This is a genomic window from Rhodanobacter sp. OR87, from assembly GCF_000473345.1.
Lineage (GTDB): Bacteria > Pseudomonadota > Gammaproteobacteria > Xanthomonadales > Rhodanobacteraceae > Rhodanobacter > Rhodanobacter denitrificans.
Genome location: NZ_AXBJ01000012.1, coordinates 20,272 through 33,749 on the forward strand (window position 1 = coordinate 20,272; position 13,478 = coordinate 33,749).

Sequence of the window (13,478 nt, forward strand, 5' to 3'; positions counted from 1 at the left end):
GGCGTGCGGTGGTGGCCGCAGTACAATCCCCGGATGATGACGAACGCCCGCGCCTGTCCAGTCCGTTTCCGCTCAGTCCGTTCCTTCGGTGTCGCGATCCTGCTGGTGACCACGCTGTTGTCTGGCGCTCCTGCCCGTGCCGCCGATACGGACGCTACGCCGCCGGTTCCCGACACCCTGCAGCAGCGTATCGCCGCCTGCACCGCCTGCCATGGCGTGCATGGCGAAGGCACGCCCGGCAGCGGCTACTTCCCGCGCCTTGCCGGCAAGCCGGCGGCGTATCTCGCGCGCCAGATGCAGGATTTCCAGAACGGCCTGCGCAAGTACGCGCCGATGGAATACACCGTGCGCCAGCTGCCGCCCGCGTACATGCGCGAGATCGCCGAGTACTTCGCGGCGCAGCAGGTGCCGTACGGCCGTTCGCCGCTGCCGCCGGTATCCGCCGCGACGCTTGCGCGCGGCGAGGAACTGATCGGCAAGGGCGATCCGGCCCGCAGGATTCCTGCCTGCAGCAGCTGCCACGGCAGCCAGCTGACCGGGGTGGAGCCGTCCACGCCGGGGCTGGTCGGCCTGCCGTACGACTACATCAGTGCGCAGCTGGGCTCGTGGCGCACGCACACCCGCGCCACGGTGGCGCCGGACTGCATGGCCGAGGTGGCGAGCCGGCTCGGCGCGTCGGACATCACTGCGGTGGCCGCCGCGCTGGCCAGCCGCGAGCTGCCGGCCGACACGCACCCGCAGCCGGCCGGTTCGGTGAAACCGCCGCTGGCCTGCGGCGTGCTGGGCGCGCCGGGAGACCCGTCGTGAAGTGGCTGCGCTGGCTGTTGCCGTCGGTGGCGCTGCTGGTCGTGCTGGCGCTGGGCTGGGTGCTGTTCGGCGGCCGCAGCCAGCCGACGCCACCGGCCGCGAGCAAGGTCGCGGCGGCCAGCCTGCGCGATCCGGCGCTGCTCGCGAAGGGCGAGTATCTGGCTACGGTCGGCGACTGCGCCGGCTGCCATACCGCGCAGGGCGGCGCGCGCTACGCCGGCGGGCGGGCGCTGGCCACGCCGTTCGGCAACATTCCGGTGCCGAACATCACGCCCGACCGCGAAACCGGCCTGGGCGACTGGAGCTTCGAGGATTTCTGGCAGGCGCTGCACAGCGGCAAGGGCCGCCATGGCGAGCTGCTGTATCCGGCGTTCTCCTATACTTCGTACACCAAGGTCAGCCACGACGATGCGCTGGCGATCTTCGCCTGGCTGCAGTCGTTGGCGCCGGTGCGGCAGAAGAACATGACGCCGGCGCTGGCGTTCCCGTACAGCGTGCGCAACAGTCTGAAGGCTTGGCGCGTGCTGTACTTCCGCGAAGGCGAGTTCAAGCCCGACCCGGCGCAGTCGGCCGAGTGGAACCGCGGCGCCTACCTGGTGCAGGGACTGGGCCACTGCAACGAATGCCACGCCGCGCGTGACACGCTCGGCGGCACGCCGCAGGACGTGCACCTCAGCGGTGGCCAGATCCCGATGCAGAACTGGTACGCGCCCGACCTCAGCACCGGCAGGAACGGCGGCCTGGAAGGCTGGAGCGCGCAGGACATCGTCGACCTGCTGAAGACTGGCCAGTCGGCCCGGGGCGCGGCATTCGGTCCGATGGCCGCGGTGGTGTCGGGCAGCACCCAGCACCTGAGCGACGCCGACCTGCGCGCGATCGCCAGCTACCTGCAGTCGTTGCCGTCGCGGGAACAGCCGGCGCCACCGACCACGCCGTTCGACGCCAGGACGCTGGCCGAGCAGGGCACGAAGGTCTACGCGAAGCACTGCGCCGCATGCCATGGCAAGCACGGCAAGGGCGTGGCCGGGGTTTATCCGCCGCTGGACGGCAACTCCTCGGTGACCGAGCCGACCGGCATCAACGCGACCCGCATGGTGCTGCTCGGCGGCTTCGCGCCGGTCACTGCGGCGAACCAGCGGCCGTACTCGATGCCGCCGTTCGCGCAGCAGCTGAGCGACGCCGAGGTGGCGGCGGTGGTCACCTACATCCGCCGCACGTGGACCAACCAGGCTTCGATCGTGCGCGCCGAAGCGGTCAGCACGTACCGGCACACGCCGATCGACTGACTCCGGCTTCGCGTGTAGCAGCGCACTCTGTGCGCGATGCTCTTGCGCTTACTGCATTCAGAGCCGAGAGCTTCAGAGGCAAGAGCAAGAGCATCGCGCGCAAGCGCACTCCTACACGTCCGCCCGGGCCGCGTGATACAGCTTGCCCAGTGCCAGCCATGACGCCAGGTCCCAGTGCCCGCGCGCCTGGCCGGATGGCGAGGGCAGCACGAACAGCCGCGTGCCGCCGACGGTGTCGCCCTGCAAGCCATAGCCGACTGCATGGCCGAGTGCGGCGCGCGCCGCGTTCTTGCTGGTGAAGGCGAGCAGGCGCGGAGCGTGGCGTTCGATCCGGGCGAACAGGGCAGGCGCATCGAACGCATCGGGCGGCAGCTCGTCGTCGTTGCCGCTGTGGCGCTTGGCCAGGTCGGTGAGGCCGATGCCGAACTGCGGCAGCAGCGGAAACTCCGCCGGCGCCAGCAGGCGCGGCGTGAGGCCGGACGCATGCAGCGCGCGCCAGAACAGGTTGCCGGGGTGGGCGTAGTAGGCGCGCTCGGCGGCCGAGCGCCTGCCTGCAGCGGTGCCGCAGAACACCAGCGCCAGCCCGGGTTGCAGCAGGTCGGGCAGGATCGGGCGCTCAGTCCGCCGCGGCATGGCCATCGGGCCGGCTGTCGTCCAGCAGGAAATCGGTGAACTGGAAGCGACCGTCGCGCAGTACCGATTCGCCGTGGCGCAGCTTGAGCGGCCGGCGGAACAGCGGCCCGGCGTAGCTCAGCGTGTGGAACTCGCCGCGCTCGCCGCAGGGGTCGACGCCGGCCGGCAGCGCGTCGAGCAGGGCGGCGTCGTAGGGGCGGCCGCAGAAGTCCGCGTCGAGCTGCTGGGTATCCACGCAGCACAGCACCGCACGGTGGCCTTCGCCGACGAAGCGGCGCGCCAGCGCGGCGGTGTCTTCGCCCCACAGCGGGAACACCGCGCGCCAGTTCTCGCGGCCGAGCTGGCGCACGCGGTAGTCGCGCACGTCCTCCAGGAACAGGTCGCCGAACGCGCAGTGGCGGATTCCCGGCCAGCGCATGCGCGCCTCGACCAGCGCCTGCGCGTGGGCCGCCTCGTAGGCTTCGTTGCTGCCGGGCCAGTCCAGCATCACCTCCAGCAACGGCAGGCCGAGCGCGGCGGCCTGCGCCTGCAGCACCTCGCGCGGCGTGCCGTGCATGGCCACGCGCTGGTAGTTGCGGTTGACCGTGGTGAGCAGGCCGGCCACCTGCCATTGCGGATCGGCCAGCAGCCGCTGCAGGGCCAGCAGGCAGTCCTTGCCGCCGCTCCAGGCCAGCAGGGTAGGCGTAGGCGTGGGGGTCGTCATGCGTTCGCTTCCGGGGTGGTCGGGTGGCAGAGCTTGTCGCGCGCCAGCGCCCATTTTGCGTCATCCGGCGCCGGCCTGCGGATTCCATGCCGTGGTTCATCGACAGTCCGTGGCTGCACCGCTATAAAGATCACCTGTCCGGGGGAGTATGCGGTGAGCGAAGAAATCCTGATCAACGTGACCCCGCGCGAGACGCGGGTCGGGGTGGTCGAGAACGGCATGCTGCAGGAGGTACACGTCGAGCGGGCGTCGCGGCGCGGCTATGTCGGCAACATCTACAAGGGTCGCGTGCAGCGGGTGATGCCGGGCATGCAGGCGGTGTTCGTGGAGATCGGGCTGGAGCGCGCGGCGTTCCTGCACGCCTCGGACATCGTGCGCCCGGCACCGGCCGAGGGCGCCGAGTCGAACGGCAACGGCCACCTGCCCTCGATCAGCGAACTGGTGCACGAAGGCCAGGAGATCGTGGTGCAGGTGGTCAAGGACCCGATCAGCACCAAGGGCGCGCGGCTGTCGGCGCACCTGTCGATCCCTTCGCGCTACCTGGTGCTGCTGCCGTACGCGCGCACGCTGGGCATTTCCGCGCGGATCGAGGACGAGGCCGAGCGCCAGCGCCTGCGCGAGGTACTGACCCCGCTGCTCGGCGACACTCCGCTGGGCTACATCGTGCGCACCAATGCCGAGGGGCAGAGCGCCGAGTCGCTGGCGTTCGACGTGACCTACCTCGGCAAGGTGTGGCGGGTGGTGCAGGAGAACATCGCCAGGGCGAAGGTCGGCGAGCGCGTGTACGAGGAATTGTCGCTGCCGCTGCGCAGCCTGCGCGACATGCTCAACGAGGACATCGAGAAGGTGCGGGTGGATTCGCGCGCGACGTTCGAGAACGTGGTCAAGTTCGTGCACAAGTTCATGCCGAACCTGGACGACCGCGTCGAGCACTACGACGGCGAACGGCCGATCTTCGACTTGTACGGCGTCGAGGACGAGATGCAGCGCGCGCTGAAGAAGGAAGTGCCGCTGAAGTCAGGCGGCTACCTGATCGTCGACCAGACCGAGGCGATGACCACCATCGACGTCAACACCGGCGCCTACCTGGGCACGCGCAACCTGGAGGAAACCGTCTACCGCACCAACCTGGAGGCGGCGCAGGCGGCGGCGCGCCAGCTGCGCCTGCGCAACCTCGGCGGCATCATCATCATCGACTTCATCGACATGAGCGACGAGGAGCACAAGCGGCAGGTGCTGCGCATGCTCGGCAAGGGGCTGGCGCGCGACCACGCCAAGACCACGGTGTACCCGATGTCGGCGCTGGGCCTGGTTGAGATGACCCGCAAGCGCACCACTGAAAGCCTGGCCCGCCAGCTGTGCGAGCCGTGCCCGGCCTGCAACGGCCGCGGCGTGCTGAAGACCGCCGAAACGGTGACCTACGAGATCTTCCGCGAGATCACCCGCGCGGTGCGCCAGTTCAACGCGCGGAAGCTGCTGGTGATGGCCAGCCCGGCGGTGGTCAACCGGATCCTGGAAGAGGAATCCGGCGCGGTGGCCGAACTGGAAGAGTTCATCTCCAAGAGCATACGCTTCCAGGCCGAAGAGCATTATTCGCAGGAACAGTTTGATGTTGTGTTGCTGTAATTCCGGCGGCTGCCCATCCATGCGGAACCGCCGCGCGTGAACGCGCTGTGGCGGCGCCGGCTGCATCGTTGCGCGCGCGCGTCGGGCTGGGTCGCCGGGGTGGCGCTGATCCTGCTTGCCGTGGTCGCGGCGCTGGCCCAGTTGCTGCTGCCGCTGCTGGCGCGGCATCCGGACTGGGTGGCCGCGCAGCTCAGCGCGCGGCTGCAGCGGCCGGTCAGCTTCGCCTCGATGGAGGGGCGCTGGACTGGCTCCGGCCCGGTGTTCGTGATGCATGGGGTAAGCGTCGGCGCGGCCGCCGGCGAGAGCGGTGCCGTGCTGCAGCTGCCCGAATCGGAGCTGAAACTCGACTTCGGCGGCTGGCTGCTGCCGTCGCGGCACCTGCTCAACCTGCACGTGCGCGGCCTGCAGCTGGACCTGCTGCGCGACGCCGGCGGCTGGCATGTCAACGGCATCGGCGTGGCCGGCGACAGCGCACGGCAACCGTTGTCGCCGGGCCGGCTGTCGGCCGACCTGTGGCTGGAAGACCTGCGCGTGGTGGTCACCGACGCCACCCTGGGCAAGCACTACACGCTGCTGTCGAAGCAGCTGCGGCTGAGCCACCAGGGCAACCAGATCCGCTTCGGCGGTGTGCTGCGGCGCGACGGGGTAAGCGCCGCGCTGCGCACGGCCGGGCGCTTCCGCGACGACGGCAGTGCGGGCCAGGTCTGGGTCGAGGTGGGTGGCGCCGAGCTGAAACCGCTGCTGGACGGCATCGACCTGGGTGGCTACACCATCGACCACGGTCGCGGCCAGCTGAATGCCTGGCTCGATTGGCGCAACGGCCAGCTGAGCCGCAGCCTGATCCGTTTCGACCTCGACACGCTGGCGGTGACCGCGCCGGCTGGCGGCAAGGCCAGCGTGGCCTCGCTGCACGGCTTGGCCGGCGTGCGCCACGCGGACGACGGTTACGACCTGCGCTGGGCTGGCGACGACGGCAGCGCCCTGGCGCTGAACCTGCGCCAGGGCAGCGGCAACGCCAGCGTGGACGTGGCCGCGCGCCAGCTGCAGCTGGCGCCGCTGCTGCCGTGGCTGGCGCTGAAGCCGGCGCTGTCGCCGGCGCTGGCGCAGTGGCTGGGCAGCGGCCATCCGCGCGGCGTGCTGGATCGGCTCGTGCTGCACTGGAGCCGCGCACAGGGCCTGCGTTCGGTCGAGCTGGCGTTCAGCGGCCTGGGCATCGACCCGGTCGGCAAGCTGCCGGGCGTGAGCAGCCTGCACGGCGAGCTGCGCGGCGACGCCGAGGCGCTGTCGCTGGAACTGCCCGCCCAGGCCACCACGCTGGCCTTCCCACACACCTTCCGCCAGCCGTTCGTGCTGTCGCGTTTGGCCGGCACGCTGGCGTTCTGGCCGCAGGACGGCGACTGGCACATTGGCGTTGACGCACTGGACTTCAACGGCGCCGGCTACGCCGGCCAGGCCCGCGGCGAGCTGATGTTGCCGGCGCAGGGCGGCGCCCCGTTCATGGAGATGTACGCGAAGCTGACGCAGGCCGACGTGGTCGCCGCCAAGCTGTTCTGGCCGATCGACTCGATGTCGCCCGGCACCGTTGCCTGGCTCGACCGCGCCCTGGTCGCCGGCCGCCTCGACCACGCCGACGTGCTGCTGCGCGGCGACCTGCGCGACTGGCCGTTCCGGCACAACGAAGGCCGCTTCGAGGCGCGCGCGGTGATCGGCGACCTCACCCTCGACTACGGCAAGGGCTGGCCGCGCGCCGAAGGCGTCAGCGCCGTGGCCAACTTCATCGACAACGGCATGCTGGTCGAGGCCGACGGCGGGCACGCGCTGGGCGTGAAGGCGGACCGGGCGGTCGCGCTGATCCCGGATTTCCACGACGCGCTGCTCGACCTCAACGTGCAGGGCAGCGGCAACGGCGCCAGCCTGATGGAGTTCGTGCGCAAGAGCCCGATCGCCAGCCGCGAGGCCGACACTCTGGCCAAGCTGAAGCTGGGCGGCAGCGGCACGTTCGGCTTCCACCTGGCACTGCCGTTGAAGGAGGGTCTCGGCGAGCCGCGGCTGGACGGCCTGGCCGAGCTGAAGGACGCCGACCTCAGCGCGCCGGCGTGGAAACTCCAGCTGGACAAGCTCAACGGCCCGCTCAGCTTCGACCTGCACGGCATGCGCGCCGGCCCGCTGGACGCCGGCTTCCGCGGCCAGCCGTCGACCCTGCAACTGGCGATCGCTGGGGCCAACAGCGACCCGGCCACCGTGCTGTCGGCGCAGCTGCACGGCAACTACCGCCTGGCCGAGCTGGTGCAGGATTATCCGACCCTGGACTGGATCGGCAAGCTGGGCGACGGGCGTGGCGCGTTCGACATCGGCTTCACCATCGCCCGCGTGCCGGGTCGCGACGCGCTGGCGCAGACGCTCAGCGTCGACTCGCCGCTGGACGGCATCGCGCTGGAGCTGCCCGCGCCGCTGCACAAGCCGGCGGCGGCCAGCCTGCCGCTGCACCTGACGATGAGTCTGCCAATCGAGGGCAGCGAGCTGCGGCTCGGCCTGGGTGATGCGATGCGCGGCTACCTGCGCCTGGCCGACGCGCAGCGCCCGCTGGCCGGCACCCTTGCGTTCGGCAGCCGGGTGCCCGCGGAACTGCCATCGCGCGACCTGCGCATCCGCGGCCATGCCGGCCGGCTCGACGTCACCGGCTGGGTGCAGCACGTGGCGGCCGGCAGCGGCAGCGATGGGCCGGGGCTGGAGAGCCTGGAGGTCAGCGCCGACCAGACCGAGTGGTTCGGTCGCGAGCTGGGCGCGCTGAAACTGCATGCCACGCCGCAGGCGGATCTGCTCAGCGTGGACGTGGACGGCCCGGCGATGCTCGGCAACTACAGCATCCCGAGGCAGGAACTGGACAAGCGCGGCATCACCGCGCGGCTGAAGCGGCTGTACTGGCCGAAGGACCCCGGCGCCGAAGCCGCCAGCCATCCACCCAAGCCCGATGCCGGCGCCGCGCTGCCGGCCGCCGCGACACCGGCGGCGCCGGCGCCCGACCCGGCCAACACCGGCATCAACCCGGCGGCATTGCCGCCGTTCCACGTGTGGGTTGGTGACCTGCGCATGGGCGACGCCAAGCTCGGCGAAGCGCGCCTGGAGACCTGGCCCACCGCCGAAGGCCTGCACATCGAGCAGTTGCGCGCGCTGTCCAGCCGCGTGCAGATCACCGGCAGCGGCGACTGGAACGGCAATGCCAGCAACAGCCACACGCACATGAAGATCAACTTCGCCGCCGAGGATCTCGGCGCGATGCTGGGCGCACTCGGTTTCGACGGGCTGGTCAACGGCGGCAAGACGCGCGACCAGCTCGACGCCAGCTGGCCGGGCGCGCCCAGCGGGCTGGCGCTGGCCACCATGGACGGCACCCTCAGCATCCGCGTCGACGACGGCCGCATCCCCGAGGCAACCTCGCCCGGCGTGGGGCGGCTGCTCGGGCTGGTCTCGCTGACCGAGCTGCCGCGCCGGCTCACCCTGGATTTCGGCGACGTATTCGGCAAGGGGCTGGCGTTCGACTCGATCAGCGGCGACTTCAAGCTGGCCAACGGCAATGCCATCACCGACAACCTGTCGATCGTCGGCCCGGCCGCCAACATCAGCGTCAACGGTCGCACCGGCCTGCGCGCGCGCGACTACGACCAGCAGATGGTGGTGGTGCCGCACGTCGGCAACAGCCTGCCGCTGGTGGGCGCGATGGTCGGCGGCCCGGTCGGCGCCGCGGCAGGCTTCGCCGTGCAGGGCATTCTTGGCCGCGGCCTCAACCAGGCCGCCAGCGCGCGCTACCGCATCACCGGCAGCTGGGATGAGCCGGTGATCACCCTGGTCGAGAAGCGCGGCAGCATGCCCCCGCCGGCAGCGCCCTTGCTCAACCCCGCCGGCAGCCGGCCGGCTGCCGGCGGGGGCGCGACGCAGCTGCCTGCGCTCGGCCTGCCGGCAGCGGCCGGCAGCGCCGTGTTGCCGGCCGCGCCAAGCTCGGTTCCGCCGCCCGCCTCCAGGCTTTAAAGCCGCCGGCGCGAGCCCCATGTGGGATAGTCCAGGTTCGACCATAGGCAAGCTGACCCCCATGGATTCATTGATCGCCCTTGCCGAAAGCAAGTTGTTGTTCCCCGGAGGCATCGCCACCGGCGACCTCGACCGCGTGTTCACCCAGCTGATGGGTCCATCGATCGATGCTGCCGACCTGTACTTCCAGCATTCGCGCAGCGAGTCGTGGACGCTGGAGGAGGGCATCGTCAAGGACGGCAGCCACTCGATCGAGCAGGGCGTGGGCGTGCGCGCGATCAGCGGCGAGAAGACCGGCTTCGCCTATTCCGACGAGATCGTGCTGCCGCAGCTGCTGGAGGCATCCAGGGCCGCCCGCGCGATCGCCCGCGACGGCCAGGGCGCCGGCAAGCCGCTGGCGCTGAACGGCGTACGCGCGCTGTACCCGGCGCTCGACCCGGTCGAGAGCCTGCCCAACCCCGACAAGATCGCACTGCTGCGCGAGGTCGACGCGTACGCGCGCTCGCGCGATCCGCGCATCCGGCAGGTCATCGTCAGCCTGGCCGCCACCATTGACACCGTGCTGATCGCCGCCTCCGACGGTACTCTGGCCGCCGACGTGCGCCCGCTGGTACGCATCAACGTGCAGGTGATCGCCGAGCAGAACGGCCGGCGCGAGCAGGGTTATGCCGGTGGCGGCGGCCGCTACGGCTACCGCGAGCTGATCGAGAACGGCCGCGCGTTGCGCTTCGCCGACGAGGCGGTGCGCCAGGCGCTGGTGAACCTGGATTCGGTCGACGCCCCGGCCGGCCAGATGACCGTGGTGCTCGGCCCCGGCTGGCCCGGCGTGCTGCTGCATGAGGCGATCGGCCACGGCCTCGAAGGTGACTTCAACCGCAAGGGCAGCTCCGCCTTCGCCGGCCGCCTCGGCCAGCGCGTGGCGGCGAAGGGCGTCACCATCGTCGACGACGGCACCTTGCCCGGTCGACGCGGCTCGCTCAGCATCGACGACGAAGGCACCCCGAGCGAGTGCACCACGCTGATCGAGGATGGCATCCTCAAGGGTTACATGCAGGACAAGCTCAACGCGCGCCTGATGGGCATGGCACCCACCGGCAACGGTCGCCGCGAATCCTTCACCGCGCTGCCGATGCCGCGCATGACCAATACCTACATGCTCGCTGGATCGCACGACCCGGCCGAGATCATCCGCTCGGTGAAGAAGGGCCTGTACGCGCCGAACTTCGGCGGCGGCCAGGTCGACATCACCAACGGCAAGTTCACCTTCTCCGCCAGCGAGGCCTACCTGATCGAGGACGGGAAAATCACTCGCCCGGTGAAGGGCGCCACGCTGATCGGCTCCGGCCCCGAGGTGCTCAACCGCGTCTCGATGATCGGCAACGACCTGGCGCTGGACGAGGGCGTCGGCGTGTGCGGCAAGGACGGGCAGAGCGTGCCGGTGGGCGTGGGGCAACCTACGTTGAAGATTGATGCGATGACGGTGGGTGGTACGGCGGCGTAGGGCCGAGTCACCTTCTCTTTGCGTACTCACGCATGCGCAGCTCATGTCCGCCATCGGCCGGAAGCGATCGCTCGAACGTGCACTCCGAGCGAGTTTTGCGCAGATGTCCCAGCGCGGCGATTCGCAATTTCCTGCATGCTTTCCTTGCGCCGGTGGCCGCCGATCGGGTGCGCCCGTGATGGCCCGGCGATATTCCGTGTGCTGCTGCAGCGCCTGCGACATTGCGCGCGAGAGACGTATCGCCGGCGTTTGATGGACGTCAATATCGGGGTCATCCGATCGGCAAAGACTGCGCCTGCATCCAGCCATCACACTGGAATCGTGGGGAGCATGTCATGAACACTTGCCAGAATAGCCTCATTTCGAGCTGGTTCACCGCCCTCGCTCGACCACCGCGCTGGGTCGCGCTGATCGCGCTCGCATGGCTGGGGATACCCACCCTGGCATCGGCGGTGCCCTCGTACGCGCGACAGACCCAGCAGCCCTGCGTGGCTTGCCATGTGGGCGGCTTCGGGCCGGAGCTCACCCAGTTCGGACGCCAGTTCAAGCTGATGGGCTACACCATGAAGGTCGGCGAGCAGACCGACGTGCCGCTTTCGGCAATGCTGGTCGAGTCGTTCACCCACACGCAGAAAGCCCAGCCGGAGGCCCCGGCCAACGGCTTCGGCACCAACAACAACACCGAGTTGCAGCAGGCGTCGGCGTTCCTGGCCGGCCGATTGAGCGAGCATATCGGCGTCTTCGCGCAGGCGACCTACTCCGAGAACGGCGGCCTGCTCGGCTGGGACAACATGGACTGGCGCTATGCGCGCATGTTCAGCCATGGCAGCCACAGCGGCATCTGGGGCATCTCGCTCAACAACAACCCCACCGTCAGCGACGTGTTCAACACCGCACCGGCGTGGAAGTACCCCTACATGTCGGCCGACCTGGCCCCCGGGGCGCCCGCCCAGCCGATGCTGCTCGGCGGCCTCGCCGCCCAGGTGGTCGGTGTCAGCGCCTACATGCAGCTGGACGGCGCCTGGTACATGGAGCTGGGCGGCTATCGCTCGCTGTCGCCGGCCTTCCTGCGCAGCGTCAATGGCCATTTCGACGGCCGCCTGAGCGGGGTCACGCCCTATGCGCGCCTGGCCTATACGTGGAACCTGCCCACCGGCAGCGTCTCCCTCGGCGGCTTCATGCTGAACATGCGCCGCGGACAGGTCGGCACCAACGCGGCCGGTGACGCGGTGGCGTTGCCCGGGCCGACGGACCGGTTCCGCGACTTCGGCATCGATGCCAGCTACATGTACATCAAGGACGATCACGCGATCACCGTCGACGGACTGTACGTCCACGAGAACCAGCGCCTGGATGCCACCTACGGCGGTGGCGGATCGGACCATCTGCGCAACAGCCTGCAGTCGCTCAACCTCAAGGCCAGCTACTGGTACCGCCATACCTACGGCGTGACCCTGGCAACCTTCGTCGACAACGGCAGCAAGGACGCCACGCTCTACGGCAACGACGGCTCACCGAACACCCAGGGCGAAAGCATCGAGCTCGGCTACAGCCCGTTTGGCCAGTCCAACTCGTGGGCGCAGCCGTGGGCCAACGTGCGGCTGGGCCTGGAGTACACGTACTTCAACCGTTTCAGCGGACGCGTGCACAACATCGACGGAGCAGGACGCAACGCCAGCGACAACAACACACTCTACTTCTACGTGTGGCTGGCGATCTGAGCGTGCGTCGATGAAAATGGGCGGTGCTGGTGCAAGCGGTCACGGATGCCCATTGGGATCAGATGGACGTCCATATGGCAACAGAGTTCGTTGGCCATGAGTCCTTCGACGAGCCCAGGGCAGGCGCAGTGAAGTCGAAGGGCGATTGCCGCGAAGTTATGTCGATGCTTGACTGGTGGAGCTAAAGCGAAGGGCTTTCGGCTGCCGCAAGTGGCCGAAGGCCCTTTGTTCTGAATGCCACGGAGAGCCAAGGGCATCGCGCACGACCAAAGGAAGTCCCTTGTGGACAGGAGCGCTCCTGCGGGCTGATGCGTCAGCCTTCGGCCGAATCGCCCGCCTGCAGATCCTTCAGCAACTGGAAGATCTCCCGGTACGCCCGCGGCGGCTTGTTCGGCGTGTCCTTCTCGATGCGCACCTGGCGCACCAGCGAGCGCAGGTGCTGGCGATCGACCTGCGGATGCTCGGCGATCAGTTCGGAGAGCGCGCTTTCGTCCTCGGCAACCAGCCGGTCGCGCATCGCCTCCAGGCGGTGCATCGCGGCGGTTTCCTGGCGCTGCTTCTCGCGGTTCTCGCCGAGTTCGGCGCGCACGGCGGCGAAGTCCTCGTCGCCGTAGCGGCGCATCACCTTGGCGAGGAAGGCGAGCTGGCGCTTCTTCGCGCCGTGCGAAGTGATGCGGCGGGTGACGTCGACCTCGCGGCGCACGTCTTCGGGGAGGGCCAGCTTGGCCAGCTTGCTCGGCGGCAACTCGATCAGCTGGCCGGCCAGGGTCAGGATGGCCAGCGCCTCGCGGCGCTGCTGGGTACGGCTGGGGCCGTAGTCCGCGTCGTCGAGTTCGGTCTGGTTGCGGCTGCGGCTCGGGCTCACGGGTTCATTCCAGAGGAAAAACGGGTGGATCAGGCGTGCGGGTCGTTGCTGGCTAGCCCGGTCGGGCCTGGTCCGGCCGGGTCCAGCTCGGCCTGTTCCAGCGCGAAGCGGGCGATCGGCTCGCCGTCCAGCTCGATGGTCTCGCTGAACATCGCGGCAGGGCGCACCCACAGGCCGTGATCGCCGTAGAGCGCCTGGTAGACCACCAGCGGTTCCATCGTTTCGCTATGGCGGGCGGTGCCCAGCACGCGGTAGCGCTGACCCTTGTAGTGACGATAGATGCCGGCGGTGGGTTGCATGGACGTTCTCC

The 13,478-nt window shown here is 69.6% G+C and carries 10 protein-coding genes; 6 read left to right on the plus strand and 4 right to left on the minus strand.

Annotated elements, in window-relative coordinates:
- The first annotated feature begins 33 nt into the window (after positions 1–33).
- Both RHOOR87_RS0111970 and RHOOR87_RS0111975 read left to right on the plus strand, forming a co-directional pair.
- Positions 34–807 (plus strand): c-type cytochrome, encoded by a 774-nt coding sequence (locus RHOOR87_RS0111970; protein ID WP_196806981.1) that lies wholly within the window; start codon positions 34–36, stop codon positions 805–807.
- Entirely contained in the window at positions 804–2,093 is a 1,290-nt protein-coding gene (locus RHOOR87_RS0111975) for a cytochrome c (protein WP_027485142.1), read from the plus strand. The genes RHOOR87_RS0111970 and RHOOR87_RS0111975 overlap by 4 nt, the downstream gene beginning before the upstream one ends.
- Before the next feature lie 111 nt (positions 2,094–2,204).
- On the opposite strand, the gene RHOOR87_RS0111980 is transcribed toward RHOOR87_RS0111975, so the two are convergent.
- Both RHOOR87_RS0111980 and RHOOR87_RS0111985 read right to left on the minus strand, forming a co-directional pair.
- Positions 2,205–2,732 (minus strand): mismatch-specific DNA-glycosylase, encoded by a 528-nt coding sequence (locus RHOOR87_RS0111980; protein WP_027485143.1) that lies wholly within the window; start codon positions 2,730–2,732, stop codon positions 2,205–2,207.
- The gene (locus RHOOR87_RS0111985; protein ID WP_027485144.1) at positions 2,710–3,429 is read right to left on the minus strand and encodes an ATP-binding protein; all 720 of its coding nucleotides are present in this window, start codon (positions 3,427–3,429) and stop codon (positions 2,710–2,712) included. The genes RHOOR87_RS0111980 and RHOOR87_RS0111985 overlap by 23 nt, the downstream gene beginning before the upstream one ends.
- A 153-nt stretch (positions 3,430–3,582) precedes the next feature.
- On the opposite strand from RHOOR87_RS0111985, the gene rng reads away from it, so the two are divergent.
- The 4 genes from rng to RHOOR87_RS0112005 all read left to right on the plus strand — a co-directional run bounded on the left by rng (position 3,583) and on the right by RHOOR87_RS0112005 (position 12,303).
- Positions 3,583–5,055 (plus strand): ribonuclease G, encoded by a 1,473-nt coding sequence (rng, locus tag RHOOR87_RS0111990; protein ID WP_007513409.1) that lies wholly within the window; start codon positions 3,583–3,585, stop codon positions 5,053–5,055.
- A gap of 36 nt (positions 5,056–5,091) precedes the next feature.
- Entirely contained in the window at positions 5,092–9,081 is a 3,990-nt protein-coding gene (locus RHOOR87_RS0111995) for a YhdP family protein (RefSeq protein WP_027485145.1), read from the plus strand.
- A 61-nt stretch (positions 9,082–9,142) separates the two neighbouring features.
- Positions 9,143–10,582 (plus strand): metalloprotease TldD, encoded by a 1,440-nt coding sequence (gene tldD, locus RHOOR87_RS0112000; protein ID WP_027485146.1) that lies wholly within the window; start codon positions 9,143–9,145, stop codon positions 10,580–10,582.
- A gap of 335 nt (positions 10,583–10,917) precedes the next feature.
- The gene (locus RHOOR87_RS0112005; RefSeq protein ID WP_231381784.1) at positions 10,918–12,303 is read left to right on the plus strand and encodes a cytochrome C; all 1,386 of its coding nucleotides are present in this window, start codon (positions 10,918–10,920) and stop codon (positions 12,301–12,303) included.
- Positions 12,304–12,616: 313 nt separating this feature from the next.
- Here RHOOR87_RS0112005 and yjgA read toward each other — a convergent pair whose 3' ends face one another.
- Together yjgA and RHOOR87_RS0112020 are read right to left on the minus strand one after the other, a co-directional pair.
- Entirely contained in the window at positions 12,617–13,168 is a 552-nt protein-coding gene (yjgA, locus tag RHOOR87_RS0112015) for a ribosome biogenesis factor YjgA (RefSeq protein ID WP_007511983.1), read from the minus strand.
- 29 nt (positions 13,169–13,197) lie between these two features.
- On the minus strand, positions 13,198–13,467 hold the full coding sequence (locus tag RHOOR87_RS0112020; RefSeq protein WP_007511986.1) for a DUF1653 domain-containing protein: 270 nt from the start codon (positions 13,465–13,467) through the stop codon (positions 13,198–13,200).
- Positions 13,468–13,478: the final 11 nt, after the last annotated feature.

What these genes read in the sequence shown, in the direction of transcription:
- RHOOR87_RS0111980 (WP_027485143.1), bottom strand. Translation starts at nt 2,732, where the DNA reads ATGGCCATGCCGCGGCGGACTGAGCGCCCGATCCTGCCCGACCTGCTG.
- RHOOR87_RS0111970 (WP_196806981.1), top strand. Translation starts at nt 34, where the DNA reads ATGATGACGAACGCCCGCGCCTGTCCAGTCCGTTTCCGCTCAGTCCGT.
- tldD (WP_027485146.1), top strand. Translation starts at nt 9,143, where the DNA reads ATGGATTCATTGATCGCCCTTGCCGAAAGCAAGTTGTTGTTCCCCGGA.
- RHOOR87_RS0111985 (WP_027485144.1), bottom strand. Translation starts at nt 3,429, where the DNA reads ATGACGACCCCCACGCCTACGCCTACCCTGCTGGCCTGGAGCGGCGGC.
- RHOOR87_RS0112020 (WP_007511986.1), bottom strand. Translation starts at nt 13,467, where the DNA reads ATGCAACCCACCGCCGGCATCTATCGTCACTACAAGGGTCAGCGCTAC.
- RHOOR87_RS0112005 (WP_231381784.1), top strand. Translation starts at nt 10,918, where the DNA reads ATGAACACTTGCCAGAATAGCCTCATTTCGAGCTGGTTCACCGCCCTC.